At 62.1% G+C, this 26,152-nt stretch carries 24 protein-coding genes; 19 read left to right on the top strand and 5 right to left on the bottom strand.

Annotated elements, in window-relative coordinates:
- Positions 1–38 precede the first annotated feature (38 nt).
- The 5 genes from V2B23_RS00800 to thyX all read right to left on the bottom strand — a co-directional run bounded on the left by V2B23_RS00800 (position 39) and on the right by thyX (position 7,374).
- Positions 39–2,843 (bottom strand): DNA translocase FtsK, encoded by a 2,805-nt coding sequence (locus V2B23_RS00800; RefSeq protein ID WP_430948599.1) that lies wholly within the window; start codon positions 2,841–2,843, stop codon positions 39–41.
- A 114-nt stretch (positions 2,844–2,957) separates the two neighbouring features.
- Positions 2,958–3,581, bottom strand: a complete 624-nt coding sequence (locus V2B23_RS00795; RefSeq protein ID WP_430948598.1) for a TIGR03085 family metal-binding protein — start codon at positions 3,579–3,581, stop codon at positions 2,958–2,960.
- A gap of 46 nt (positions 3,582–3,627) precedes the next feature.
- Positions 3,628–5,649, bottom strand: coding sequence for a ribonuclease J (locus V2B23_RS00790; RefSeq protein ID WP_430948597.1), 2,022 nt, complete (start codon positions 5,647–5,649; stop codon positions 3,628–3,630).
- Complete coding sequence (gene dapA / locus V2B23_RS00785) at positions 5,650–6,555, bottom strand: 4-hydroxy-tetrahydrodipicolinate synthase (protein ID WP_378661197.1); 906 nt, start codon at positions 6,553–6,555, stop codon at positions 5,650–5,652. It lies immediately after the preceding gene.
- A gap of 69 nt (positions 6,556–6,624) precedes the next feature.
- A complete protein-coding gene (gene thyX / locus V2B23_RS00780) occupies positions 6,625–7,374 on the bottom strand; it encodes an FAD-dependent thymidylate synthase (RefSeq protein WP_430948596.1) in 750 nt (249 codons plus the stop codon).
- A 158-nt stretch (positions 7,375–7,532) separates the two neighbouring features.
- Between thyX and V2B23_RS00775 the strand changes: the two genes are divergently transcribed.
- The 19 genes from V2B23_RS00775 (at position 7,533) to V2B23_RS00685 (ending at position 26,152) form a co-directional block, all read left to right on the top strand.
- Positions 7,533–7,991 (top strand): toxin-antitoxin system HicB family antitoxin, encoded by a 459-nt coding sequence (locus tag V2B23_RS00775; protein ID WP_430948595.1) that lies wholly within the window; start codon positions 7,533–7,535, stop codon positions 7,989–7,991.
- A gap of 61 nt (positions 7,992–8,052) precedes the next feature.
- Positions 8,053–8,487: an SRPBCC family protein gene (locus V2B23_RS00770; RefSeq protein WP_033234851.1), complete on the top strand. Its 435-nt coding sequence runs from the start codon at positions 8,053–8,055 to the stop codon at positions 8,485–8,487.
- 160 nt (positions 8,488–8,647) lie between these two features.
- The gene (locus V2B23_RS00765; RefSeq protein ID WP_430948594.1) at positions 8,648–9,070 is read left to right on the top strand and encodes a hypothetical protein; all 423 of its coding nucleotides are present in this window, start codon (positions 8,648–8,650) and stop codon (positions 9,068–9,070) included.
- A 233-nt stretch (positions 9,071–9,303) separates the two neighbouring features.
- Positions 9,304–9,663, top strand: a complete 360-nt coding sequence (locus V2B23_RS00760; protein ID WP_045067371.1) for an NADH-quinone oxidoreductase subunit A — start codon at positions 9,304–9,306, stop codon at positions 9,661–9,663.
- A gap of 76 nt (positions 9,664–9,739) precedes the next feature.
- Complete coding sequence (locus tag V2B23_RS00755) at positions 9,740–10,294, top strand: NuoB/complex I 20 kDa subunit family protein (RefSeq protein ID WP_033234854.1); 555 nt, start codon at positions 9,740–9,742, stop codon at positions 10,292–10,294.
- Entirely contained in the window at positions 10,291–10,950 is a 660-nt protein-coding gene (locus tag V2B23_RS00750) for an NADH-quinone oxidoreductase subunit C (RefSeq protein ID WP_430948593.1), read from the top strand. The genes V2B23_RS00755 and V2B23_RS00750 overlap by 4 nt, the downstream gene beginning before the upstream one ends.
- On the top strand, positions 10,950–12,275 hold the full coding sequence (gene nuoD, locus V2B23_RS00745) for an NADH dehydrogenase (quinone) subunit D (RefSeq protein ID WP_430948592.1): 1,326 nt from the start codon (positions 10,950–10,952) through the stop codon (positions 12,273–12,275). The genes V2B23_RS00750 and nuoD overlap by 1 nt, the downstream gene beginning before the upstream one ends.
- On the top strand, positions 12,272–13,087 hold the full coding sequence (gene nuoE / locus V2B23_RS00740) for an NADH-quinone oxidoreductase subunit NuoE (RefSeq protein WP_430948591.1): 816 nt from the start codon (positions 12,272–12,274) through the stop codon (positions 13,085–13,087). The genes nuoD and nuoE overlap by 4 nt, the downstream gene beginning before the upstream one ends.
- A gap of 1 nt (position 13,088) precedes the next feature.
- A complete protein-coding gene (gene nuoF / locus V2B23_RS00735) occupies positions 13,089–14,390 on the top strand; it encodes an NADH-quinone oxidoreductase subunit NuoF (RefSeq protein WP_430948590.1) in 1,302 nt (433 codons plus the stop codon).
- Positions 14,387–16,801: an NADH-quinone oxidoreductase subunit G gene (locus tag V2B23_RS00730; RefSeq protein WP_430948589.1), complete on the top strand. Its 2,415-nt coding sequence runs from the start codon at positions 14,387–14,389 to the stop codon at positions 16,799–16,801. Before nuoF ends, V2B23_RS00730 begins: the two co-directional genes overlap by 4 nt.
- Positions 16,798–18,138, top strand: a complete 1,341-nt coding sequence (gene nuoH / locus V2B23_RS00725; RefSeq protein ID WP_430948588.1) for an NADH-quinone oxidoreductase subunit NuoH — start codon at positions 16,798–16,800, stop codon at positions 18,136–18,138. Before V2B23_RS00730 ends, nuoH begins: the two co-directional genes overlap by 4 nt.
- Complete coding sequence (gene nuoI / locus V2B23_RS00720) at positions 18,131–18,658, top strand: NADH-quinone oxidoreductase subunit NuoI (RefSeq protein ID WP_430948587.1); 528 nt, start codon at positions 18,131–18,133, stop codon at positions 18,656–18,658. Before nuoH ends, nuoI begins: the two co-directional genes overlap by 8 nt.
- Complete coding sequence (locus tag V2B23_RS00715) at positions 18,655–19,452, top strand: NADH-quinone oxidoreductase subunit J (RefSeq protein WP_430948586.1); 798 nt, start codon at positions 18,655–18,657, stop codon at positions 19,450–19,452. The genes nuoI and V2B23_RS00715 overlap by 4 nt, the downstream gene beginning before the upstream one ends.
- Complete coding sequence (nuoK, locus tag V2B23_RS00710) at positions 19,449–19,748, top strand: NADH-quinone oxidoreductase subunit NuoK (protein WP_033234863.1); 300 nt, start codon at positions 19,449–19,451, stop codon at positions 19,746–19,748. The genes V2B23_RS00715 and nuoK overlap by 4 nt, the downstream gene beginning before the upstream one ends.
- Position 19,749: 1 nt before the next feature.
- Positions 19,750–21,642 carry an NADH-quinone oxidoreductase subunit L gene (gene nuoL / locus V2B23_RS00705; protein ID WP_430948585.1) on the top strand — a complete coding sequence of 631 codons (1,893 nt, stop codon included), beginning with the start codon at positions 19,750–19,752 and terminating at the stop codon, positions 21,640–21,642.
- A complete protein-coding gene (locus V2B23_RS00700) occupies positions 21,639–23,258 on the top strand; it encodes an NADH-quinone oxidoreductase subunit M (RefSeq protein ID WP_430948584.1) in 1,620 nt (539 codons plus the stop codon). The genes nuoL and V2B23_RS00700 overlap by 4 nt, the downstream gene beginning before the upstream one ends.
- On the top strand, positions 23,255–24,850 hold the full coding sequence (gene nuoN, locus V2B23_RS00695) for an NADH-quinone oxidoreductase subunit NuoN (protein ID WP_430948583.1): 1,596 nt from the start codon (positions 23,255–23,257) through the stop codon (positions 24,848–24,850). The genes V2B23_RS00700 and nuoN overlap by 4 nt, the downstream gene beginning before the upstream one ends.
- A gap of 19 nt (positions 24,851–24,869) precedes the next feature.
- Positions 24,870–25,526: a lysoplasmalogenase gene (locus V2B23_RS00690; RefSeq protein ID WP_430948582.1), complete on the top strand. Its 657-nt coding sequence runs from the start codon at positions 24,870–24,872 to the stop codon at positions 25,524–25,526.
- The gene (locus V2B23_RS00685; protein WP_430948581.1) at positions 25,523–26,152 is read left to right on the top strand and encodes a class I SAM-dependent methyltransferase; all 630 of its coding nucleotides are present in this window, start codon (positions 25,523–25,525) and stop codon (positions 26,150–26,152) included. The genes V2B23_RS00690 and V2B23_RS00685 overlap by 4 nt, the downstream gene beginning before the upstream one ends.

Genomic DNA, 26,152 nt, shown 5'->3' with positions numbered 1-26,152 from the left:
TCCGGTCGTCTGCCGACGGTTACCCGCCGACCCCGTCACTAGTCGTCGGATGAAGTGTCCTCCGGATCGCCGCCACGAATCGACCACAACAATCCGTCCAACTCGTCGGGCTTCACGAGCACCTCGCGAGCCTTGGACCCTTCACTCGGCCCCACGATTCCACGATTCTCCATGAGGTCGATGAGTCGTCCGGCCTTCGCGAACCCGACACGCAATTTGCGTTGCAGCATCGACGTGGAACCGAACTGGCTGGTCACCACTAGTTCGACCGCTTGCAGCAACACATCCATGTCGTCCCCGATATCGGGATCGACGTCCTTCTTCTCGCCGGCCTTCGCAGCGGTGACGCCTTCGGTGTACTCGGGTTCTGCTTGGTTCTTCGCAAAATCCACAACCGCGGTAATTTCTTCGTCCGTGATGAATGCGCCCTGCATACGCGTCGGCTTACCGGCACCCATCGGGAGGAACAGTCCGTCACCCATACCGATGAGTTTCTCGGCACCCGGCTGATCGAGGATGACTCGCGAGTCCGTCAGAGACGACGTCGCGAACGCCAATCGGGACGGCACGTTCGTCTTGATCAGACCGGTGACGACATCGACAGACGGGCGCTGTGTCGCGAGCACCAAGTGGATACCCGCGGCACGTGCCTTCTGCGTGATGCGCACGATGGCCTCTTCGACGTCACGCGGAGCCGTCATCATGAGGTCTGCCAACTCGTCGACGATCGCCAGAATGTACGGGTACGGCCGGTAGACGCGTTCGCTACCGAGCGGCGCGGTGATCTCGCCGGATTTCACCTTCGCGTTGAAATCGTCGATGTGGCGTACCCGGTTGACCTGCATGTCCTGGTATCGCTGCTCCATCTCCTCGACCAGCCACGCAAGCGCGGCCGCCGCCTTCTTCGGCTGGGTGATGATGGGCGTGATCAAGTGCGGAATGCCCTCGTACGGCGTCAGTTCGACCATCTTGGGGTCGATCAGGATCATCCGGACTTCATCGGGAGTCGCGCGGGTCAGCAGAGACACGAGCATCGAGTTCACGAAGCTCGACTTACCCGAACCGGTAGAACCGGCGACCAGCAAGTGCGGCATCTTCGCGAGGTTCGCATGGACGAAATCGCCCTCGATGTCCTTACCCAGTCCGATCACGAGCGGGTGGTGTTCGCGTCGCATGCTCGGCGCCGTCAGGACATCGGCCAAGCGGACCAGTTCGCGGTCCGAGTTGGGCACCTCGATACCCACAGCCGACTTGCCCGGAATCGGAGCGAGAAGACGCACATTGTCGGTGGCGACCGCGTACGCGATGTTCCGAGCGAGCGCGGTGATCTTCTCGACCTTGACGCCAGGACCGAGTTCTACCTCGTATCGCGTTACTGTCGGGCCGCGCGTGAATCCGGTGACGGCAGCATCGATCTTGAACTGTTCGAGAACCTCGCTGATCGCCTCGATCATCGCGTCGTTCGCGGAACTGCGCAGTTTCGGAGGGTCGCCGTCGATCAGCAGCGATGTGGGCGGAAGGTTGTAATCGCCGTCCGTCACACGATCGGTGACAAAGCTCTCTGCCTCTTCGGGTTCCGGTTCGGGCTTGGGTGCCGGCTTCGCCACCGGAACCGATCGCGCAGGAGGCCTGGTCCGGGTCACCGGCTTTTCGGCGACCGGCGCTTCCGCAGCCGAGACGGTGTCGTCCGCTGCCGGGACAACCTCGTCCGGGTCCGCTGACCACAGGTCGAGGATTTCGGTCTTCTTGTCGCCGGATTCGAATTCGTCCGTCGGGTAGTTGTCGATCGGCGCCCGGCGGCTCGATCGCTTGGACGGCCGCAGCGGAGGTTCCGCATACGTGTCCACCGGATACCCGTCGGCGTCGAACTCCGATGACTCGTACGACCCTCCCCCGTAGTCGCGACCGTAGCTGTCGTCGTCGAATTCGCTGCCGTAGTCCTCGAATTCGTCGTCGTCACCGGACGGGGATCCGAAGAACGACTGAAACTTTCCGGGGACCTGTCGCAAGGTTGTTCCGGTCAACAACAAGATCCCGAAGCCAACGGCAATTACCAGCAACGGAACCGAGAGCCACGCCGTCAGACCGTTGGTCAATGGTCCGCCGACAACTGAGCCGACAAATCCGGCTCCGATTTCACGTGTGTCCGCAGTTGTCTCCGCGCCGGAACCGATGTGCCACAAGCCCAGTGCGGGGAGCCCCACCAGCAGCGAACCCATGATGAGACGGGTCCGGATCTCGGGGCGTGGCTCCGTGCGCATCAGCAGGATTGCAATTCCGACACACAAGATCGGCAAAACGGCCGACACAGCCCCGAACACCGCGCGAACCGCCGTCTCGATTCCGCCGCCGATCGGACCACCGGCCGCGAACCACACACTGCCCGCGACAACAACACTGAAAGCAATGAGCCCGAGGGCAATTCCGTCGCGTCGGTGGCCTGCCTCGATATCGCCGACTTTGCTCACCGTGCGCGTGGTTGCGCCGACGCCGCGTGCGGCCAGCGACCACCCGGCGGCAATGCCTTTGCCGACAACGTCGAGCGGGCTTGCACTCTGCTTCGATTTTGCGACCGGACGACGAGCCGCCGAGGACGCACCGGACGCCTTCCTGGGAGCTGCCTTCTTCGCCGGCGCTTTCCGCGGGGTCGATTTGGCTCCCTTACCCGCTCCCGCGCGGCCACCGGCATGCGACGCCGTCGTGACATTGCGGGGGGTGGAGACTGTTCGTGTTCGCGACTTTGCCGCTGGAGTTGACGCTGACGACCTGGTCGATGCCCTGGACGCGGACGTGCTTGTACTCGAACCTGTACCGGATCCTCGGGCGCTCGACTTACCTGCCATGACGTTCAGGCTAGTCGGTGCAACCCCATCCGGACCATCCGCAACACCAGCAACACCGTTCATACGTGCGAATCGTGATGTTCGCAACGCCTGCGGAACGGACCATGCGCCGAGTCAGAAACCGCGATCCAAGCCCATAACGGACTGGACGTCGGACAGTTCCCCTTTGGCTTCGATCACCACTTCGTTGCGTCCGAAAGCGTGTAATAGGAGCTCGGCCGGTTCCCCCTGCAGAACAACCGTCCGAGTATCTGCTTTATGCACAACGGCACTTTCACCCGACGGTAATTCGAAGATCACTTCGACGTCGGACTTCCGGTACCCCAGCTTGGCTACCTGGCGTGCGTACTTCCACAACTCCGCTTGACGAGCCTGCGGCAGAGGCCTGGCCACCCAATGCTGATGTGCCCGACGCACATCCTCGTGGTGGACGAACATTTCGGTGGTGTTGACCTGAGAATCGAGCCAGTACATCGGCGACCACTGCGGCGGGCCGCTGCGAACGTCGCGGAGTAGTTCTTCCCACGGGCGCGATGCGGCCGCTTTTCTGACACTCTCCGTGTGCCCCGCCAAGGCACTGATCATGATTCCGGGAGCGGCGTCGAGACGCCGCTCCCGGACGATCAAATGTGCTGCCAGGTCACGATTTGTCCACTCCCCGCACAGAGTGGGAGCGTCGGGGCCGAATTCGGCCATGCTGTCCACCAGGGCGAGTCGTTCGTCATGTGCAAAGGTCACCTTCGCCAACGTACGCGAAACTCTTCCCTCTGCCGGGAGAAGTCGCTCAGGAAACCGCGATAACCGTCGGAATGATCATCGGGCGGCGACGGTACTTGTCCGCAACCCAACGGCCGACCACGCGACGCACCGACTGTGCGATGCGATGTGCGTCGGTGATTCCTTCGCCCGCGAGGCGCAGGAGATCCGCTTCCACGAGTTGTGCGGCGTCCTTGAGAGCGGTCGGGTCGTCGGAGAATCCGCGTCCGGACACCTCGGGGGTGCTGACCGCGCGTCCCGTCGACTCGTTGATGACGATGGTGATCGCGATGAAGCCACCCTCACCGAGCACCAGACGGTCCGAGAGCGTCGGCTCGCCGACATCGCCCACGGAAAGACCATCGACGTACACGTGTCCGACCGGAACTCGTCCGACGATCTCGGCAAGACCGTCGACCATGTCGACGACAACGCCGTCCTCGGCCAGCACAATGCGCTCTTCCGGAACACCCGTCGCCTTGGCCAGGGCTGCGTTGGCGCGCAGGTGGCGCCATTCACCGTGGACCGGCATCGCGTTGGTGGGGCGAACCGCGTTGTACAGGTACAGCAGCTCACCGGCGGAAGCGTGACCCGATACGTGGACCTTGGCGCTCTGCTGAGTGACGACGGTGGCGCCACGCTTGGCCAAGCCGTTGACCACGGCAAAAACGGAGTTCTCGTTACCCGGGATCAGCGACGACGCAAGTACGACGAGGTCGTTGGCACGGATGTTGATCTGGCGATGCTCACCGCGAGCCATCCGCGAGAGCGCTGCGAGAGGCTCACCCTGCGAACCCGTAGAGATGAGAACCAGTCGATCGTCCGGCAGGGTGGCTGCGGTATCGATGTCGACGACCAGACCGTCGGGTACCCGCAGGTAGCCGAGATCCTGCGCGATCTGCATGTTCCGGACCATGGACCGGCCGACGAACACGATACGACGGTTGTACCGCGCCGCGACGTCGACAACCTGCTGGATGCGATGCACGTGGCTGGCGAAGGACGCCACGATGACGCGCTGCTTGGCCTTGCCGATGACGTTGTCGAGCACGCCGCCGATTTCGCGTTCGGGAGTGACGAATCCCGGCACTTCGGCATTGGTGGAGTCGACCAGGAAAAGGTCGACACCCTCGTCACCGAGGCGGGAGAATCCGGCGAGGTCGGTCAAGCGCCCGTCGAGCGGAAGCTGATCGAGCTTGATGTCACCGGTGTGCAGTACAACTCCGGCGTCGGTGCGGATCGCAATGGCGAGCGCGTCCGGGATGGAGTGGTTGACCGCGAAGTACTCGCAGTCGAACGGACCGTGTGTGGTGGAATCACCCTCGATGACCTCGACGAGGTTGGGGCGCAGGCGATGTTCACGGCACTTCGCTGCCACGAGCGCGAGCGTGAACTTGGCACCGATGACGGGAATGTCCGCGCGCAGACGCAACAAGAACGGCAATGCGCCGATGTGGTCTTCGTGGCCGTGCGTGAGGATGACGGCTTCGACGTCGTCCATGCGGTCTTCGATGTAACGGAAGTCCGGGAGGATGAGGTCGACGCCTGGCTGCTGGTCCTCGGGGAACAGAACGCCGCAGTCGACGATCAGCAACTTGCCCTTGTGTTCGAACACGGTCATGTTTCGACCGATTTCGCCGATACCGCCGAGCGCAACAACACGAAGTCCACTGGCCGGTGCCTTGGGCGGCATGCCCAGACGCGCGGTCGGGTCCAGCTGCGGACGGTTGTCGGGACGCTTGTTCCCGGAACGGGAGTTACCGGACTTGGCGGCTGACGGGCGGTTGCCTGCAGCGCTCTTCCGGGCTTGCTTTTGCGGCGCGGCGTTTTGCGGCGCCGATTTCTGGGCTGCGGCCTTTTGCGGGGCAGCCTTTTGCGGTGCAGCCTTTTGCGGTGCAGCCTTTTTCGGGGCCGACGCCGCGGCAGCAGGCTCAGCTGCTACCGGAGCCGGAGCTGCCGGTGGGGTTGCCGGCGCAGCTGATTCGGGTGCCGGAGCCGAAGGCGGTCCGGCTTGGCGACTGGCACTACGACGTCGGGGGGGACGGGTCATTTACAGAACTCCTGCCGCATGCAGATCGGCGGCCAAGCCGTCGATCTGCTCTTTAGTGGGTGCAACCTGCGGAAGGCGCGGTTCTCCGACATCGATACCGATGAGTCGCAGACCCGCCTTCGACGCGCTGACGCCGCCCAATCGGGCGACGGAACGGATCACAGGGATCAAACTGAGGTTTATTTCGCGGGCACGGGCGATGTCGCCGGTGACAAATGCGGTGTGAAGCTCACGGAGTCGACCGGGAACCAGGTGTCCGATGACGCTGACGAAGCCGGTGGCGCCGACTGCGAGCCACGGGAGGTTCAACGGGTCGTCGCCGGAGAAGAACTGAAGTTCGGTGGTGCCGATCAATTCTGCGCCCGCGTTGAGATCACCCTTGGCGTCTTTGACGGCCTTGATGCGGGGATGCTCGGCAAGGCGACGGATTGTCTCCGTCTCGATGGGGACAACGGAGCGAGGCGGAATGTCGTAGAGCATGACGGGCAGGTCGGTGGCGTCGGCAACTGCGGTGAAGTGCGCGTAGAGCCCGGCCTGCGGGGGACGTGAGTAGTACGGAGTGACGACAAGAAGGCCGTGAGCGCCGACGCGGGCCGCGTCGCGGGCGAGTTCGACGCTGTGTGCAGTGTCGTTGCTGCCGGCTCCGGCAACGATCTTGGCGCGGTCACCAACGGCGTCGATCACCGCGCGGAGCAGGTCGAGCTTCTCCGATTCGGTGGTGGTCGGAGACTCACCGGTTGTGCCGGCAAGGACAAGGCCGTCGCAGCCGTTGTCGACGAGATGGGCTGCGAGGCGCACACCCGAGTCGACGTCCAACTTCCCGTCGGCAGTGAACGGGGTCACCATCGCAACGGAAATGGTGCCGAACGGACGCTCGACGAGAGAAGCGGAATCACCGTAGGTCATGGTCAGAAGGTTACCCGGTCAGTCGCTTACTTCTGCACACGAGTCTTCACTCGAGTCGCGAACGTAACTTCACTCGGCAGCGAACGAGCTGACGGCAATTTCCGATCCGTCACTTCTGCGCAGAATCTCGTAGTCTCCGAACACATTTGGCGCGGCGGTTTGAAGTTGCCGCAAGCACTCGATCGCGACACGCCTGATCTCGACGTCCGCATGCTCGGTGGCGCGCATATCCACGAAGTGTCGCCAAGCACGGTAGTTTCCGCTGACGACGAGACGGGTTTCCGTGGCATTGGGCAGGACCGAGCGAGCGGCTTGACGCGCTTGTTTTCCGCGCACGGGCGCACCGGGGACGGACTGCAATTTACCTTCCAACGCAGCGAGCAGTTCGCCGTAGGCCCGTCGACTTTCCTCGGTTGCGGCCAGGAACAGTGCTTCGAGTTCCGGGTCACCTTCGACGGCCGGCGGGACCACGACGTTGGCATCGTTCTCCCGAACGAACCGCTGGGAGAGTTGCGAGTACGAGAAGTGGCGGTGACGGATCAGTTCGTGGGTGCAGGAGCGCGAAATCCCGGTGATGTAGAAACTGACCGTCGCATGTTCGAGTACAGATGAATGCCCGACTTCGAGGAGATGTCGAATGTATCCGGCGTTGGTGGCTGTGCGCGGGTTGGGCTTGGACCAACTCTGATAGCAGGCGCGGCCGGCGAATTCCGCAAGTGCCTCACCGCCGTCGGCATCGGTTTCCCAGTCGATGTCGTCCGGCGGGAAGAACTCGGACTTTGCCACCATCTGCACTTTCAGTGACACCGTGTGCGGCACTACCTACTCCTCGAGTCCGCCGGACACTTCCGGCTGTCATGCCCAACCGGACGCTTCCGGCCTTGCTGCGCGGCAACTCTATAGGCAGAAACCACCTGGGAAGCCCTGACATCACATGACACCTTGACTGACGTCACATTTGACGTCACTGTGGTGTCATGGATATTTCGGAGTACACCGCAAAGCTGCACGATGACCTCGTCACCGCAGCCGAACTCGGCGACGACCACACCCGCCGCATCGCGGCGTCACTCGCGGCCGCCATGGAACCGTCGATACGCCTCGTTCTCCTGGCCGCGGCAACCGAGCTCGCCAAGGAAATCGGAGCCGAGGTCGAGGACCGCGACGTCAAGGTCCATCTCGACGGCAACAACCTTCTGGTCGACGTCCAGAAAGTATCGAAGGATTCCGCGGCCGAGGAGCCCGCAAAGGAATCCGCCTACTCGTTCGACGACGTCAGCGGCGACATCAGTCGGGTCACCCTGCGCATGATGGAGCAGATCAAGGCCCGCGCCGAAGAAGCAGCAAACCAGAACGGCGTCTCCTTGAATTCGTGGGTGTCGCAAGCCGTGCAAGGCGCTTTACGGGATCAGATGCGTAAGAACGGCATGGACTGATCTAATTGCGTCCGAGCAAGTCCACGAAGTTGTTGCCGTCAGGCATGGAGGAGTAAGTCGTATGGCCGTTTCGGGCGTCAAGGAATTCGAGATCAAGGCCGATCCGGCCACGGTCATGGCAGCGGTAGCGGCGGTAGACCGGTTGCCCGAATGGTCGTCTGCGCACAAGAAGATCACGATCGAGACCACACATGACGACGGTCGGCCGCATCGCGTCCGGATGGCCGTGTCGATTCTCGGCATCAACGACGAGCAAGTGGTGGACTACACCTTCGACGGTGACGAGAAGGTGAGCTGGACCCTCGTCGAGAGTGGACAGCAGAACCAGCAGGACGGCTCGTACACTCTGACGCCGACCGATGGCGGAACCAAGATCAGTTTCGAGCTGACCATCGACCCCAAGATTCCGCTGCCGGGATTCCTGGTGAAGAAGGCCCAGAAAACGGCACTGGAGACCGCCAGCAAGGGATTGACGAAGTTCGTCGAAAACTTCTGACAGCCAGTACCATTCGCGCGCAACCCTCGCCTCCGGCCAGCTCGGACGCGAGGGTTGCCGCATTTCACGAACGCCCCGGATCACCGCGTTCGACGGAAAGCCCTTGGAGAAGTTCATGATTCACCGCCGCGCCGGATAGTCGCGGGGTAACGTCGGCCTCGTGTCCGACGCGGCAGCACCTCCTCGCACCCCACCCACCGTGCGTGTACTCGTCTTCAGCGACGACGCCCATACGCGCGAACAGGTTCGCCTCGCCCTCGGCGAGCGCCCCCATCCCGATCTCCCGCCCATCGAATACGTCGAGGTGGCCACCGCACCGGTGGTGATCGATCGACTCGACCGCGGCGGCATCGACCTCGCCATTCTCGACGGCGAGGCAAGCCCGGCCGGTGGCATGGGCGTCGCAAAGCAACTCAAGGACGAGATCGCGGACTGCCCACCGATCGTGATTCTGACCGGTCGACCCGACGACGCCTGGCTGGCGTCGTGGTCACGCGCGGAAGCTGCCGTTTCCCAACCACTCGACCCGATCGAACTGGCGTCGGCCGTCATTCGTTTGCTCCGCGTTCGCCTGAACCTCTGACTGGCCGGTAGAAACACAGTTCCCTTGCGGCGGCGAGCACTTCGGCATCTCGGGAGCAAAACTCCACAGTTCGAAAATCAGCCCCAATGTCGGAGGCACCACCTAGGGTAAGTGTCACAGGTCACACGATCGGCGAGATGCTGGCAGTATCGATCTGGCAGGAACAGCATGGTCTTTCGGGGGCAGCGTCATTCACGGGGCGTCACGCTAGACGGAGAGAGGTTCGGTGCGACATGAACGCGTATGTGCCAATTCTCGTTCTGGGTGCCATTGCGATGGCCTTTGCCGTGGTGTCTGTCGTTCTTGCCTCCGTCGTCGGACCTCGCCGATACAACCGCGCGAAACTCGAAGCCTACGAATGTGGCATAGAACCGGCGCCGCGCGCCGCCGGTGGCGGACGGTTTCCCGTCAAGTTCTATCTGACGGCCATGCTGTTCATCATCTTCGACATCGAAATTGTCTTCCTCTATCCCTGGGCCGTCCATTTCGATTCGCTCGGTTTGTTCGGACTCGCGGCCATGGGGCTGTTCATCGTCAACGTCTCGGTTGCGTATGCCTACGAATGGAGACGAGGCGGTCTGAGTTGGGACTGACCTGATTTCCCCGCAGTTGCACACAGCAATTGCACACGCATCCGACGGCAACTCTCACGACGGAAACGAGTCGAACATGGGTCTCGAAGAAAAGCTCCCGAGCGGTTTTCTCCTGACAACAGTCGAGGGCCTGGCCGGGTACTTCCGCAAAGGATCGCTGTGGCCGGCAACCTTCGGACTCGCGTGCTGCGCCATCGAGATGATGTCGACAACGTCCGGCCGATTCGACTTGGCACGCTTCGGCATGGAAGCCTTCCGCGCGTCACCCAGGCAGGCAGACCTGATGATCGTCGCCGGACGGGTCAGTCAGAAGATGGCGCCGGTCCTACGGCAGGTTTACGACCAGATGGCCGAACCCAAATGGGTGCTCTCCATGGGTGTCTGCGCATCGTCGGGCGGAATGTTCAACAACTACGCGATAGTCCAGGGCGTCGATCACATCGTACCGGTCGACATCTACTTACCTGGATGCCCGCCGCGTCCGGAGATGCTGCTCAACGCAATTATCGAACTGCACAAAAAGATTCAGGACATGCCGCTCGGTGTCAACCGCGAAGAAGCGCGCGCCGCTGCCGAGCGCGCCGCACTGGCGTCCACTCCCCTGATCGACATCAAGGGGCTGCTGCGATGACCGATGCATCCTCGGGCCGCGGAATGTTCGGCGCACGCGGCAGCGGTGACACCTCCGGATACAACCGGTTGGCCCGCCCTGCCGCCGCACCGGATGCTGCGACGCAACCCTACGGCGGATACTTCGACGAGATCGCGGACGGACTGTCGGCTGCACTGTCGGACAACGGAACTGCCTTCGACGACGCGGTCGAGAAGGTGGTGATCTTCCGCGACGAGATGACGTTGCACATCGAACGTTCGTACCTACCCCGGGTGGCCCGGCGTCTTCGCGACGAACCGGACTTGCGGTTCGAATTGTGTCTCGGAGTCAACGGCGTTCACTACCCACGCGATGCCGGACGCGAACTACACGCGGTGTACCCCTTCTCGTCCATCACCCACAATCGTCGTATCCGGTTGGAGGTGTCGGTACCGGATTCCGATCCGCACATTCCCTCGCTGGTGGGTACCTACCCGGCCAACGACTGGCACGAACGCGAAACCTACGACTTCTTCGGCATCATCTTCGACGGCCATCCGTCGCTCACTCGCATCGAGATGCCGGACGACTGGCGGGGCCACCCCCAGCGCAAGGACTACCCGCTGGGCGGAATCCCCGTCGAATACAAGGGAGCACATATCCCGCCACCCGACGAGCGCAGGTCGTACATCTGATGAACAACACAGCTGACACACCATCGCAGGAGACGGTCTACACCGCCTCGGGGCAGGACTGGGACCAGATTGTCGCTGCCGCGGCAGCGGGCCGATCCGATGCCGGTGCCGAACGCATCGTCGTCAACATGGGTCCACAGCACCCGTCGACGCACGGCGTTCTCCGTCTCATCCTCGAGATCGAGGGCGAGACTGTCATCGAGGCACGATGCGGAATCGGCTACCTGCACACCGGAATCGAGAAGAACCTCGAGTACCGGAACTGGACCCAAGGCGTCACTTTCGTGACCCGCATGGATTACCTGTCTCCGTTCTTCAACGAAACCGCGTACTGCCTGGGCGTCGAGAAGCTGCTCGGCATCACCGAGGACGTCCCGGAACGCGCCACCGTTGTGCGCGTGATGTTGATGGAACTCAACCGGATCTCCTCGCACCTTGTTGCGTTGGCTACCGGCGGTATGGAGTTGGGCGCGGTGACGGCCATGTTGTTCGGGTTCCGCGAGCGCGAACTGATACTCGATGTCTTCGAGACCATCACCGGACTTCGAATGAATCATGCGTTCATCCGCCCAGGCGGACTGGCTCAGGACCTCCCGGCCGGTGCTATCCCGAAGATCCGCGAACTGTTGAAGGTTCTGCCGAATCGCTTGCGCGACATGGAGTTGATGCTCACCGACAACACGATCTGGAAAGCCCGCACCAGCGGCATCGGATACCTCGACCTCACCGGGTGCATGGCGCTCGGCATCACCGGTCCGGTTCTTCGGGCCACCGGTCTCCCCCACGATCAGCGTCGGGCGCAGCCCTACTGCGGTTACGAAAACTACGAGTTCGACGTCATCACACACACCGGGTCCGATTGTTACGGAAGGTACTTCATTCGGGTGGAGGAAATGAAGGAGTCCTTGAAGATCGTCGAACAATGCCTCGACAAGCTGGCCCCGGGACCGATCATGGTCGACGATCGGAAAATTGCGTGGCCTGCAGATCTCCAGGTAGGTGCTGACGGACTCGGCAATTCGCAGAAGCATGTCGGCAAGATCATGGAGTCGTCGATGGAAGGCCTCATCCACCACTTCAAATTGGTGACCGAGGGTATCCGCGTTCCGGCCGGTCAGGTGTACGTGGCCGTGGAATCGCCACGCGGAGAACTCGGCGTTCACATGGTGTCCGACGGCGGCACCCGTCCATACCGAGTGCATTTTCGGGATCCGTCGTTCACGAATCTCCAAGCGGTCGCGGCGATGTGTGAGGGAGGCATGGTGTCCGATGTGATCGCGTCGGTGGCCAGCATCGATCCAGTCATGGGCGGAGTGGACCGATGACAGACTCCACGAAAAACGGTGGCACCCGCGTCTTCCTCGAACTCGGTCCACGGCCCGACGAGCCCACCCAGTTGGTGCGACCAGGTGCTCGAAGCAGCTACCCTGCCGATGTCCTGGCACGGCTCGACGCCGATGCCGAGGCCGTCATTGCGCGATACCGTGATGATTCGGCAGGCGAAGGCGCGACTACCAGCAGATCCGCACTGCTGCCGCTACTGCATCTTGTCCAATCCGAGGACGGCTACATCACGCCGGCCGGAATCGACTTCTGCTCAGGAAAACTCGGATTGACCGGCGCAGAGGTCGCGGCCGTATCCACCTTCTACTCCATGTATCGGCGCGGTCCGACGGGTGAGTACCTGGTGGGCGTCTGCACCAACACTCTGTGCGCGATCATGGGCGGCGACGCCATCTTCGAGGCTCTCGAGGAGCACCTCGAATCGGCGGGCTCCCGTGACGAGGCGTCACACTCGATTTCCACGTCGGACGGCAAGATCACGCTCGAACACATCGAGTGCAATGCGGCATGCGACTACGCACCGGTGGTGATGGTGAATTGGGAGTTCTTCGACAACCAGACGCCCGAGTCTGCACGCACGTTGGTCGATGCACTCCGTAGCGGCGAGCGTGTTACCCCCAGTCGCGGTGCCACGCTGTGTTCTTTCCGCGAAACCGCCCGCACCCTGGCCGGATTCGCGGATTCCCGCGCCGAAGCTGCCGAGGCTCAGACCAGTGGCGCGGCAACTGTCGCGGGACTGAGAGTGGCCGCGGCGCAGTCCACCGACAATCCCAGCTCCGGCGAAGGGGAATGACATGGCACTTGCGCCTGTACTGAGCCGGTACTGGGACGAACCCCATTCGTGGACCCTCGACGCCTATCTTCGACACGACGGCTATCAGGGGTTGCGCAAGGCGCTCGCGGGCACAGCCGACGACGTGATCGCAACCATCAAGGACGCGGGTCTTCGGGGCCGTGGCGGCGCCGGATTCCCTACCGGATTGAAGTGGAGTTTCATCCCGCAGGGCGACAACAAGCCGCATTACCTCGTGGTCAATGCCGACGAGTCCGAACCGGGCACGTGCAAGGACATGCCGTTGATGATGGCAACTCCGCACACCTTGGTCGAGGGAGTCATCATCGCGGCGTACGCAATTCGCGCGGCCAAGGCCTTCATCTACGTGCGCGGCGAGGTTGTCCCGGTGCTACGACGCCTACAGGCTGCGGTCGCGGAGGCCTATGCGGCCGGCTACCTGGGACGCGATATCCAAGGTTCCGGTTTCGACCTCGATCTGGTGGTGCACGCCGGCGCGGGCGCGTACATCTGCGGCGAGGAGACCGCGCTGCTCGACTCGCTGGAAGGCCGCCGCGGGCAACCACGATTGCGTCCACCGTTTCCGGCGGTCGCCGGCCTGTATGCGTGCCCGACAGTGGTCAACAACGTCGAATCCATCGCCAGCGTGCCGGCCATCATCCACAACGGCCCTGAATGGTTCAAGTCGATGGGTACGGAAAAATCACCGGGATTCACGCTGTACTCGTTGTCCGGTCATGTCACGACTCCCGGGCAATACGAGGCCCCGCTCGGCATCACGTTGCGCGAGTTGCTCGGTTACGCCGGCGGCGTCCGGGCCGGTCACACTCTCAAGTTCTGGACTCCCGGCGGATCGTCGACACCGATTTTCACCGATGAACACCTGGACGTTCCACTCGATTACGAGGGTGTCGGCGCCGCCGGATCCATGCTGGGCACCAAGGCTCTGCAGATCTTCGACGACACGACGTGCATCGTGCGGGCGGTGCTGCGATGGACCGAGTTCTACGCCCATGAATCGTGCGGAAAATGCACCCCCTGTCGCGAAGGCACGTACTGGCTCGTCCAGATTCTGCGTCGCCTCGAAAGCGGAAGCGGCACCGAGTCCGATCTGACGAAATTGCTCGACATTTCCGACACTATTCTCGGAAAGTCCTTCTGCGCCTTGGGCGACGGGGCGACCAGTCCGATCATGTCGTCGCTGAAGTACTTCCGCGACGAGTACCTGATGCATTTCGATCAAGACGGCTGCCCGTTCGATCCCGCGCGGTCCGTTCTGGCGACAGGAGCGTACACCTCATGACTTCAGCGGCTGATGTCGAAACCGGTGACGTAATCCCATCGGACCTCGTCACCCTCACCATCGACGGCACCACGGTCCAGGTTCCCAAGGGCACGTTGATCATTCGCGCGGCAGAGATGATCGGTACCGTCATTCCCCGTTTCTGCGATCATCCCCTTCTCGATCCTGTGGGCGCGTGCCGACAGTGCATCGTCGAGGTCGAGGGCCAACGCAAGCCGCTTGCGTCCTGCACCACGACGGTCGCGGACGGAATGGTTGTCAACACCCAGGTCACCTCGCCCGTCGCCGAGAAGGCGCAGCGCGGAGTGATGGAACTGCTCCTGATCAATCACCCTCTCGACTGCCCGGTGTGCGACAAGGGCGGCGAGTGCCCGCTGCAAAATCAAGCGATGTCGACGGGCCGGACAGAATCCAGGTTCGGCGAGGAGAAGCGGACGTATCCCAAGCCGATTCCCCTCTCGTCGGAGGTTCTGCTCGATCGGGAACGGTGTGTACTGTGCGCGCGGTGTACCCGGTTCTCGCAGCAGATCGCAGGTGACCCGTTCATCGATCTCCTCGAGCGCGGTGCGTTGCAGCAGGTCGGGATCTATGCCAACGAACCCTTCGAGTCGTACTTCTCCGGAAACACCATTCAGGTTTGTCCAGTCGGCGCTCTCACTAATACGTCGTACCGCTTTCGCGCTCGTCCCTTCGACCTGGTGTCCAGCCCCAGTGTCTGCGAACACTGCGCTGACGGGTGTGCCCAACGGACCGATCATCGCCGCGGAAAGGTACTGCGGCGCCTCGCCGGCGACGACCCGGACGTCAACGAGGAGTGGAACTGCGACAAGGGGCGATTCGCCTTTTCGTATGCAACACAACGTGATCGGATCACCACCCCATTGATCCGCGACCGCGAGGGCGCGCTGGTTCCCGCGTCGTGGCCATTCGCGCTTGACATGGTGGCCCGGAAGTTTGCGGAATCACGGGGCAATGCGGGCGTACTGGTGGGTGGACGGTCCACCCTGGAAGACGCATACGCATACAGCAAATTTGCACGTATTGCATTGGGCACCAACAATATCGACTTCAGGATTCGCGCCCAGTCCGAGGAGGAATCCGAATTTCTCGGCGCTCACGTCGCCGGGCGATCGCTCGATGAATCCGTCACCTATGCAGACCTCGAGGCTGCCCCGGTCGCGCTTCTGGTGGCACTCGAACCTGAAGAGGAATCGCCCATGGTCTTCCTCCGCCTCCGCAAGGCTGCGCGGACGCATCGGACTCGGGTTCTTTCGCTGGCTCCGTTCACAACCCGCGGTCTACAGAAAATGGCCGGCACCCTTCTGCAGGCGTCACCAGGGCACGAACCTGTCCTTCTGGATTCACTGAGTGATCCCGACGGCGAAGTCGGCCGGCTGCTGCGTCAGCCTGGTGCAGTCATTCTGGTCGGCGAAAGACTTGGCGCAATCGACGGCGGACTCTCGGCAGCACTTCAATTGGCTGAAACCACCGGTGCACGGCTCGCGTGGATTCCGCGTCGCGCCGGCGATCGGGCCGCCGTCGAAGCCGGTGCTGTGCCCGGACTACTCCCCGGCGGCAGGCCGACATCCGATCCTGCTGCACGAGAGGATATTTCCTCGATCTGGTCGGCGAAACTTCCCACCGAGCATGGCCTGAGTGCAACACAGATGTTGGGATCGGACTCGGCGCTGGGCATTCTGCTGATCGGTGGGGTCGATCTTGCCGACATGCCGGATCCCGACGCTGCCCGCGCCGCCGTCCAATCCACCGGCTTTGTCGTCAGTCTCGAGATTCGGCACAGCAGCGTCACCGAACTGGCTGATGTCGTGTTCCCGGTAGCGCCCGTCGCCGAGAAACCGGGCACATTCGTCGATTGGGAGGGCCGCGAGCGTCCCTTCGAGACTGCCCTGCGGACCACCGGTGTGATGCCCGATCAACGAGTCCTCCAGGCGATTGCGACCGAGATGGGCATCAGCCTCGGACTTCCCGACGCTGCCACCGCACACGCCGAGATCCTCCACCTCGGAACCTGGTCGGGCAAGCGGGTTCCCTCACCCCGCTCCCCCGCCTCGGTGCGTCCCGAACCGAAACGCGGTGAAGCCGTCCTGTCGAGCTGGCACCTGCTTCTCGACCGAGGACGACTACAGGACGGTGATCCCAACCTGGCCGGAACGGCCCACGCACCGGTTGTGCGGCTGTGCGCGGACACCGCCGCGGAAATCGGCGCAGTGGACGGCCGACCCGTGTCGGTCAGCTCGGATCGTGGAACGATCACGCTGCCGCTGGCCATCACGGATCTGCCGCCGCGAGTTGTCTGGCTCCCCCTCAATTCGACCGGCAGCGAGGTCAATCGAGCACTGGGAGTATCCCCGGGCGGCATCGTCACGATCTCGAATCAGGTGCCGCAATGAGCACCGTCACGTTGATCGCTGAACCGGTGGACCTTTCGGCGTTCGGCCACGATCCGCTGTGGCTGGTGATCGCCAAGGCCTTGGTCATCTTCGTTTTCCTGCTGCTCACGACGCTCATCGCGATCTACGTCGAGCGCAAGGTCATGGCCCGAATGCAGATGCGTGTCGGCCCCAACCGGGTTGGCCCGCGCGGATTGCTGCAGAGCCTGGCCGACGGCGTGAAACTGGCTCTCAAGGAGGGCATCACACCGTCCGGCGTCGACAAACCGATCTACATGTTGGCTCCGATCATCGCCGTCGTCCCCGCGTTCATGGCGTTTGCGGTGGTCCCGTTCGGCCCCGAGGTGTCGATCTTCGGCACCTGGTCGCCGCTGCAGCTCACGGACCTTCCCGTCGGCGTTCTGTACATCCTTGCCGTCACCTCCGTCGGGGTGTACGGAATCGTTCTTGCCGGGTGGTCGTCCGGATCGACCTATCCGCTGCTCGGCGCTCTTCGATCCACGGCGCAAGTCATCTCGTACGAAGTGGCGATGGGGTTGTCGTTTGCCGCCGTGTTCCTTTACGCCGGAACGATGTCCACGTCCGGGATCGTCAGCGCGCAGGAAGGATCCTGGTACGTCTTCCTGCTCCTTCCCTCGTTCCTCATCTACGTCGTGTCCATGGTCGGTGAAACCAACCGCGCACCGTTCGACCTGCCCGAAGCCGAAGGCGAACTGGTAGGCGGATTCCACACCGAGTACTCGTCGCTCAAATTCGCGATGTTCATGCTTGCGGAGTACGTGAACATGGTGACGGTCTCAGCCCTGGCCACGACGCTCTTCCTCGGCGGCTGGCACGCACCGTTCCCGTTCAATCTCTGGGACGGCGCAAATTCGGGGTGGTGGCCGGTGCTGTGGTTCATCGGCAAGGTCTGGTTCTTCCTCTTCATCTTCATCTGGCTCCGCAGCACGCTTCCCCGGTTGCGTTACGACCAGTTCATGAACCTGGGGTGGAAGATCCTCATTCCGGCAGCATTGGTGTGGGTCATGGCAATCGCCTCGGTACGTGCTTTCCGCAACGCGGGCTACAACACCTGGCTGGTGCTCCTCTGCGTCGGTGTGGTGCTGGGCGGCGCGCTTGTTCTGGCAGTGGGTGGTCTCTACCGGGGCCGTCGACGCGACCTCGAGCAACCACCCGACGCCCACACTCCTTTCGAGCCCACGCCTTTCGACCCCATGGCCGGCGGCTTCCCTGTCCCGCCGATGCCTGGTCAGACGGTTTCTGCATTCAGCCGAACCGGGGTTACACCCACCGGGACAGCTGCACCCACCGAAACATCGGAGGACTCCCATGCCTGAATTCCTCGGACCCCTTGCCGGATTCGGCGTCACGCTGTCGACCATGTTCAAGAAGCCGGAAACCGAGTTCTATCCGGAAGAGAAGCGGCCGACGGCGCCGGGCTATCACGGTCGTCACCAACTCAATCGGTATGCCGATGGCCTCGAGAAATGTATCGGCTGCGAACTCTGCGCCTGGGCATGCCCCGCCGACGCGATCTACGTCGAAGGCGCGGACAACACCGAAGACGAGCGCTACTCCCCTGGCGAACGGTACGGCCGGGTGTACCAGATCAACTACTTGCGATGCATCGGCTGCGGATTGTGCGTGGAGGCGTGCCCCACTCGCGCGCTGACCATGACCAATGAATACGAGATGGCCGACGACAATCGCGCCGGTTTGATCTACGAGAAGGACCGATTGCTCGCACCCCTCAAGCCCGACATGGATGCGCCTCCGCACGCATTGCGCCCGGGAACCACGCAAGACGACTACTACCGCGGCGACATCGCTGCGGCCGGCCAGGAGCCGGAACAATGATCAGCGCGCTCACCGCTGACGTTCTCGCACAGGGGACGCTGACGTCGACGTCGACGGGTGAGGCCGTGCAGTTCTGGATTCTCGGCACTCTCGCCGTGATCAGCGCACTCGGGGTTGTTGCTGCCCCGAAAGCTGTGTACTCGGCGCTGTTCCTGGCGATGACCATGATCATCCTGGCCGTGTTCTACATAGTTCAAGGTGCCTTGTTCCTCGGAGTTGTTCAGGTTGTCGTGTACACCGGTGCGGTGATGATGCTGTTCCTGTTCGTCCTGATGCTGGTAGGCGTCGACTCCTCGGACTCGCTGGTCGAAACCCTGCGGGGACAACGCGTCAGCGCGATCGTGATCGGTCTCGGTTTCGGTCTGCTGCTGATCGGCGGACTAGGCAACGCATCGATCTCGGGATTCACCGGGTTCACCAACCTCGAGCAGGGCAACATCGACGCGCTCGCCGATCTGATCTTCATTCGCTACGTCTGGGCCTTCGAATTGACCGGCGCTCTGCTGATTACGGCCACACTGGGCGCGATGATGCTGGCGCACCGGGAGAAGATCGAGGCGTCGATGAGTCAACGCGAACTCTCGCAGCAGCGATTCAAGTATTTGGGCAGCGACGAGCATAATCCCGAAAAGGGCTCGGCCACACCACTGCCCAGCCCCGGCGTCTACGCGCGGAACAACGCTGTCGACATACCGGCGCGGCTTCCCGACGGTTCGCCATCGGACATCTCGGTCTCGAGCGCCCTCACGCCGCGCATGCAGGATCCGACAAGCAGAGAGGAGAACAACCGATGAATCCCGAGAACTATCTCTACCTGTCGGTACTGCTGTTCACCATCGGCGCAGCCGGAGTTCTCCTACGACGCAACGCCATCGTCGTGTTCATGTGCATCGAACTGATGCTCAACGCCGCCAACCTCGCGTTTGTCACGTTCGCGCGGATGCACGGCAATCTCGACGGCCAGATCTTTGCGTTCTTCACGATGGTTGTGGCCGCCGCGGAAGTGGTTGTGGGTCTGGCAATCATCATGATTATCTTCCGATCTCGGCGTTCTGTATCCGTCGACGACGTAGACCTGCTGAAGTACTGACATGTCAGGAGGAATCACGTCCGCCATCTGGTTACTGCCTGCCCTGCCGCTGTGCGGCGCTACCGTCCTACTCCTTGCCGGTCGTCGCACCAATGCCTGGGGGCATCTGTTCGCGTGTGTCATGGCGTTGGCGTCGTTTGCCGTGGGCGTGGCGTTTTTCATCAGCATGCTCGGCCGCGACACCGCCGATCGGAGCATCAACGAGCACCTGTTCAGCTGGGTGCCCGTTGACAGTCTGCAGGTCCAGTTCGGCCTTGAACTCGACCAACTCTCCATGTGCTTTGTTCTCCTCATCACCGGGGTTGGCTCGCTGATCCACATCTACTCGGTCGGATACATGGACCACGACCCCGAGCGCCGCAAGTTCTTTGCGTACCTCAATCTGTTCCTGGCGGCGATGCTGCTTCTGGTCCTCGCCGACAACTTCCTCGGCCTGTACGTCGGCTGGGAAGGCGTCGGATTGGCGTCGTATCTGCTCATCGGGTTCTGGCAGCACAAGCCGACAGCAGCGACCGCGGCAAAAAAGGCGTTTGTGGTCAACCGAGTCGGAGATATCGGCCTGATGATCGCAATGATGTTGATGTTCAACACTTTCGGATCACTGTCGTTCACCACCGTTTTCGGCAACGCTTCGGGGGCGAGTGAAGGCGTTCTGACAGCTATCGGCCTCATGCTGCTGCTTGCGGCATGCGCGAAGTCCGCCCAGGTTCCATTGCAGTCCTGGCTGGGCGACGCGATGGAGGGCCCCACGCCAGTGTCGGCACTGATCCATGCGGCAACCATGGTCACTGCAGGTGTCTATCTGATCGTGCGTTCCAACCCGATCTTCGACCTGTCACCAGACGCCCAAACAGTGGTGGTGATCGTCGGAGCGGTCACGCTCCTGTTCGGCGCGATCATCGGCTGCGCAAAAGACGACATCAAGAAAGCTCTTGCCGCGTCGACCATGAGTCAGATCGGTTACATGGTGCTCGCAGCCGGTTTGGGGCCCGCCGGGTATGCCTTCGCAATCTTGCATCTCATCACCCACGGTTTCTTCAAAGCCGGCCTCTTCCTCGGCGCCGGTTCCGTGATGCACGCGATGAACGACGAAACCGACATGCGACGCTACGGCGGCCTGCGAGCATTCATGCCGTTGACGTTTGTCACGTTCGGGCTCGGATACCTTGCCATCATCGGAGTTCCGCCGTTTGCCGGCTTTTTCTCCAAGGACAAGATCATCGAAGTTGCCATCGGCGACGGCGGGATCAAGGGCATAGTCCTCGGCCTGGTCACGTTGCTGGGTGCCGCACTCACCGCGTTCTACATGACCCGCGTGATGCTCATGACGTTCTTCGGGAAACCTCGATGGGACAACCAGAACCCACACGAATCCCCTTCTGTGATGACGTCTCCGATGATTGTGCTCGCGGTGGGATCCGTCGGCGCCGGCATGCTGCTGACCATCGGGTCCAGCTTGCAGGACTGGCTCGAACCCGTCGTCGGCGCCCATCACGTGGAGCCGCCGATACCCGCGTGGACCATCACCCTGATGGCCCTGGTAGTGGTCGCACTCGGCGTCGGAGTTGCCTACCGCGAGTATGCAACTCGGGAAATCCCGGTGGAGGCGCCAATGGCTGTGTCCGCGCTGACCGTCGCGGCCCGTCGTGATCTGTACGGCGACGCATTCAACGAGGCGGTATTCATGAAGCCCGGCCAGCAACTCACTCAGACGCTGGAGGTAGTCGACACGAAAGGCATCGACGGCAGTGTCAACGGCTTTGCCGCAGCGGTCAGTGGACTCTCCGGCCTGGTCCGCAAGCTGCAGACGGGCTTCGTCCGCTCCTACGCCCTGGTGATGTTCGTGGGTGCAGCGCTGGTGGTCGCGACGATGATGGCGGTGACACTGTGGTGAACGAATCTGTGACAAACGCCGGATTCCCCGCTTTGACGATCCTGTGGCTACTCCCCCTGGTTGGCGCCGCCCTGGTGGTCGCACTTCCGGCCCGGATGTCTCACGTCGCCAAATCCGTAGCTCTTGCGGTGTCGATGGGTGTCCTGGTCATCGCTGTAGCTCTCGGCATCACGTTCGACCGTGGCGGGCAGCAGTTCCAATTCGTGGAAAGGCACAGTTGGATCCCCGCGTTCGGGACCAGCTACAGCCTGGGACTGGACGGCATCGCGCTTGTTCTCGTTCTGCTGACGGCAGTTCTGGTGCCGCTGCTGTTGATTGCCGGATGGAACGACGTCCCCGCGGTGCCGCCGGAGACCCCGGACGAGCCGCCACGGCGCTTGCCGCACACGTACTTCGCCTTGATCCTCGTAGTCGAATCAATGGTACTGCTCTCGTTCAGCGCGCTCGACGTTCTGCTCTTCTACATTTTCTTCGAGGCAATGCTGATACCGATGTACTTCCTGATCGGTGGTTTCGGAGGCGCCAACCGGTCACGCGCTGCGGTCAAATTCCTGTTGTACAACCTGCTCGGCGGGTTGGTCATGCTCGCAGCAGTCGTTGGTCTCTATGTTGTGACCGCCCGCGCGGAAAGCCCATTCACCTCAGGAACTTTCGACTTCCAAGCCATCGCTGCAGCGGCTGCGAACGGCGACCTGGGTGTCGGACCCGGTGTACTCAACGCGTTGTTCCTCGGTTTCATGTTTGCGTTTGCGGTCAAAGCACCGCTGTGGCCGCTGCACAGTTGGCTGCCTGATTCGGCAGTGGAGTCCACACCGTCGACAGCTGTTCTGATGATGGCCGTCGTCGACAAGGTGGGTACCTTCGCGATGATTCGCTACTGCCTGCAACTGTTTCCGGAGTCGTCCGCGACGTTTGCACCGTGGATCATCACGCTCGCAGTGATCGGTATCGTGTACGGCGCGATTCTCGCGATCGGGCAGACCGACATCATGCGTCTGATCGCCTACACGTCGATTTCGCACTTCGGGTTCATCATTCTGGGGATCTTTGCGATGACGACTCAGAGCCAGGCAGGTTCCGCGCTGTACATGGTCAACCACGGAATCTCGACCGCCGCACTGTTCCTGATCGCGGGTTTCCTTGTCTCGCAGCGTGGTACACGCACCATCGCGGCGTACGGGGGTGTGCAGAAAGTTGCGCCGGTTCTGGCCGGCACCTTCCTCATTGCCGGACTTGCCACTCTCTCGCTTCCTGGTCTGGCGCCGTTCATCAGCGAATTCCTGGTCCTGATCGGCACATACACGCGCTATCACGTCGCTGCCATCATCGCGACCAGTGCGCTGGTCCTATCTGCGATCTACATCCTGTGGCTCTACCAGCGGGTGATGGGTGGTCCCGCGAAAGAAGGCTCCGACAAAATCCGCGATTTGGTTCGCCGCGAACTTGCTGTGGTGGCGCCGTTGATCGCCCTCCTGCTCTTCCTGGGCATCTACCCCAAACCGGCTCTCGACATCATTACCCCTGCGGTCAGCCACACCGTAGTCGATGAGGTGCCCACACCCGTGATCGCCGATGCCGATGCCGATGCCGATGCCGAGGAAGGTGCCCACAGATGAGTTCCTTCGACGGATTGACCCTTCTCGCGGAGCCTGCATCCCATTCCACGAGTGTTGAATACGGCCTGCTCTCGCCGATGCTGATCGTTTTCGGTGTCGCGGTGATCGGAGTGCTGGTCGAAGCGTTTGCACCTCGCTCCGTGCGCTACCCCGTCCAGTTGGTCCTCGGCATCGGCGGATTGGCTGCGGCTTTTGTAGCAGTTATTGCGCTCGCGGGTACGCGATCACTCGCGATGGCGGGATCCGTTGCCGTCGACGGTCCCACTCTGTTCCTGCAGGGCACCATTCTGCTCGTTGCGATTCCGGCCGTGTTGCTGATCGCCGAGCGAGGATCCGGCGATACGGTGCCCGCCGAGGATCACGAGGACGCGCTGGGAAGTTTCACGCCTCAAGCGTCGAGCGTTCCCGGCAGCGTCGCCGAACAGGAAGCAACCAAAGCCGGTGTTGCACAAACAGAAGTGTTCCCACTCACGCTCTTTGCGGTGGGCGGTATGCTCCTCTTCCCCGCATCCAACGACCTCCTCACGATGTTTGTTGCGCTCGAGGTCTTCTCGCTTCCCCTGTACTTGCTATGCGGATTGGCGCGACGACGCCGTCTCCTGTCGCAGGAAGCGGCGATGAAATACTTTCTGCTCGGCGCATTTTCGTCGGCGTTCTTCGTCTTCGGCATTGCCCTGCTCTACGGCTATGCGGGCACGGTCACGCTCTCCGGAATCGCCGAAGCGGCACGAATCGGAACGGAGAACGATTCCTTCCTGTGGCTCGGCACCGCTCTGCTTGCAGTTGGCCTGTTGTTCAAAGTCGGTGCGGTGCCCTTCCATTCGTGGATTCCCGACGTATATCAAGGTGCACCAACCCCGATCACCAGCTTCATGGCTACCGCCACCAAGATCGCCGGCTTCGGAGCCATCCTACGAGTGTTCTACGTAGCGCTGCCCAACGAGTACGTGAATTGGCGTCCGTTGATGTGGGGCGTTGCGATCGCCACGATGGTTGTCGGATCGGTTGTCGCTCTCACACAGACAGATATGAAGCGAATGCTGGCGTACTCGGCCATCGCACACACCGGATTCATCCTGACCGGAGTGGCCGCCGATTCGGATGCGGGTCTGTCGTCGACGATGTTCTACCTACTCGCCTACGGATTCAGCACCCTCGGCGCTTTTGCCGTAGTCACTCTGGTGCGTGACTCCGACGGCGAAGTTGCCGCACTGAATCGCTGTGCCGGATTGGGTAGACGCTCACCGTTGATCGGAGTCGTGTTTGCACTGTTCCTGCTCGCCTTTGCCGGAATTCCCCTGACCAGTGGTTTCATCGGCAAGTTCGCGGTATTCCAAGCCGCCGCAGAGGGCGGCGCCGCCCCACTGGTGATTGTCGGTGTTCTGTGCAGCGCGATTGCGGCGTACTTCTACGTGCGAGTCATCGTGTTGATGTTCTTCACCGATCCTGTTGACAACGCCCCGCGCGTGGTTGTTCCGAGTGCGCTCACCAGCAGTGTCATCGGCCTCGGTGCCGGCGTGACGCTGATCCTCGGAGTGCTGCCGCAACCAGCACTCGATCTTGCCGAGCGTGCCGCGGAGTTCATCCGTTAAGTCCCGATACGGTGGATCGATGACAGTGGAAAAGCTCATCGTGCGGAGTCCGTGGTTTGTTGCCTTCGCGATTGTTGCCGCCGCGCACCTGATCCTCAACGGCGCGGACGTGACGCCGTGGGATGGCGTCACAAAAGTGATGCTTGCTCCGCTACTGGCCGCCTGGGTTCTGGCGGATCACGGACCGAAAATTGTCGCCGCCGCGCTTGTCGCCTGCGCCTTCGGCGATCTGTTTCTTCTCTGGGACGCCACCTTCATCGTCGGAATGGCGGCCTTCGCGATCGGCCACATCTGCTTCATCCGTTTCTTCATCTCCCACGGCGCACTGCAAGGCATTCGCAAGAACCCGTGGGTGCTCCTCGCCTACACCGCCGCGGCACTCGCCCTTGTTGCTTACACCTGGTCCGGCCTCGGCGAACTCCAGATTCCCGTCCCGATCTACGCCGCAATCCTTGTCTGCACCGCTGCAACATCATTGGCTTACAACAAGACTGCGGGATTGGGCGGAGCACTCTTTCTCTTTTCGGATGCCATTATTCTGTTGGGCCAGGCGGACAAGTGGCAGCCCGAGCCCACCGATATCTGGATCATGGCGTCGTACATACTGGCGCTGCTACTCCTGACGGTTGGCATCCTGAGCCAGGAGAAAATGAGGCTCGGTACCATCAACAGATGACTGAACCGGCACCGCGCCAGCGCACCCCCAGCCAGTGGGAAGAGATCACTGCTGCAGACCCGACACATTCGTCGCGTTATGTGGAGCGGTTCCGCACCATGGCGGCAGAGGGAAACGACATAGTCGGTGAAGCGCGACTGATCGACGCAATGCTCGGCCGGGGCGGTCGGGTTCTCGACGCGGGCTGCGGACCTGGTCGACTTGGAGGCCACCTACACGAGGCCGGGCACGAAGTTGTCGGCGTCGACGTTGATCCTGTGTTGATTGCCGCCGCTGAGGAAGACCACCCCGGACCGACGTGGCTCGTCGGCGATCTCGCGGAGTTGGACCTTCCGGCCCGTGGAGTTGCGGCAGATTTCGACGTCATCGTCTGCGCCGGAAACGTCATGGCGTTCCTTGCCCCATCCACCCGCACAACTGTATTGGCCGGATTCGCTCGTCATATCTCCCCGACCGGACGCGTGGTCATCGGTTTCGGCGCCGGTCGCGATTACGAATTCTCGGACTTCCTGGCCGACGCGTCAGCCAGCGGGCTTGCGGTTGATCTGCTGCTCTCCACGTGGGACCTACGCCCGTTCACCGGCAATTCCGGTTTCTTGGTCGCGGTGTGTTCACGCGCAGAATAG

The organism is Rhodococcus sp. 24CO (assembly GCF_050586165.1).
Classification (GTDB): domain Bacteria; phylum Actinomycetota; class Actinomycetes; order Mycobacteriales; family Mycobacteriaceae; genus Rhodococcus_F.
The sequence above is the reverse complement of the archived record's forward strand: the minus strand, read 5'-3'. Positions and strand labels throughout refer to the sequence as shown.

Bases quoted from the DNA above. Each gene is read 5' to 3' on its own strand.
- V2B23_RS00685 (WP_430948581.1), top strand. From the start codon at position 25,523: ATGACTGAACCGGCACCGCGCCAGCGCACCCCCAGCCAGTGGGAAGAG.
- V2B23_RS00690 (WP_430948582.1), top strand. From the start codon at position 24,870: ATGACAGTGGAAAAGCTCATCGTGCGGAGTCCGTGGTTTGTTGCCTTC.
- V2B23_RS00750 (WP_430948593.1), top strand. From the start codon at position 10,291: ATGACCGATGCATCCTCGGGCCGCGGAATGTTCGGCGCACGCGGCAGC.
- nuoK (WP_033234863.1), top strand. From the start codon at position 19,449: ATGAATCCCGAGAACTATCTCTACCTGTCGGTACTGCTGTTCACCATC.
- nuoH (WP_430948588.1), top strand. From the start codon at position 16,798: ATGAGCACCGTCACGTTGATCGCTGAACCGGTGGACCTTTCGGCGTTC.
- V2B23_RS00715 (WP_430948586.1), top strand. From the start codon at position 18,655: ATGATCAGCGCGCTCACCGCTGACGTTCTCGCACAGGGGACGCTGACG.
- V2B23_RS00755 (WP_033234854.1), top strand. From the start codon at position 9,740: ATGGGTCTCGAAGAAAAGCTCCCGAGCGGTTTTCTCCTGACAACAGTC.
- V2B23_RS00790 (WP_430948597.1), bottom strand. From the start codon at position 5,649: ATGACCCGTCCCCCCCGACGTCGTAGTGCCAGTCGCCAAGCCGGACCG.
- V2B23_RS00800 (WP_430948599.1), bottom strand. From the start codon at position 2,843: ATGGCAGGTAAGTCGAGCGCCCGAGGATCCGGTACAGGTTCGAGTACA.
- nuoE (WP_430948591.1), top strand. From the start codon at position 12,272: ATGACAGACTCCACGAAAAACGGTGGCACCCGCGTCTTCCTCGAACTC.
- nuoD (WP_430948592.1), top strand. From the start codon at position 10,950: ATGAACAACACAGCTGACACACCATCGCAGGAGACGGTCTACACCGCC.
- nuoN (WP_430948583.1), top strand. From the start codon at position 23,255: ATGAGTTCCTTCGACGGATTGACCCTTCTCGCGGAGCCTGCATCCCAT.
- dapA (WP_378661197.1), bottom strand. From the start codon at position 6,555: ATGACCTACGGTGATTCCGCTTCTCTCGTCGAGCGTCCGTTCGGCACC.
- V2B23_RS00760 (WP_045067371.1), top strand. From the start codon at position 9,304: ATGAACGCGTATGTGCCAATTCTCGTTCTGGGTGCCATTGCGATGGCC.
- V2B23_RS00770 (WP_033234851.1), top strand. From the start codon at position 8,053: ATGGCCGTTTCGGGCGTCAAGGAATTCGAGATCAAGGCCGATCCGGCC.
- nuoL (WP_430948585.1), top strand. From the start codon at position 19,750: ATGTCAGGAGGAATCACGTCCGCCATCTGGTTACTGCCTGCCCTGCCG.
- V2B23_RS00730 (WP_430948589.1), top strand. From the start codon at position 14,387: ATGACTTCAGCGGCTGATGTCGAAACCGGTGACGTAATCCCATCGGAC.
- nuoI (WP_430948587.1), top strand. From the start codon at position 18,131: ATGCCTGAATTCCTCGGACCCCTTGCCGGATTCGGCGTCACGCTGTCG.
- V2B23_RS00775 (WP_430948595.1), top strand. From the start codon at position 7,533: ATGGATATTTCGGAGTACACCGCAAAGCTGCACGATGACCTCGTCACC.
- nuoF (WP_430948590.1), top strand. From the start codon at position 13,089: ATGGCACTTGCGCCTGTACTGAGCCGGTACTGGGACGAACCCCATTCG.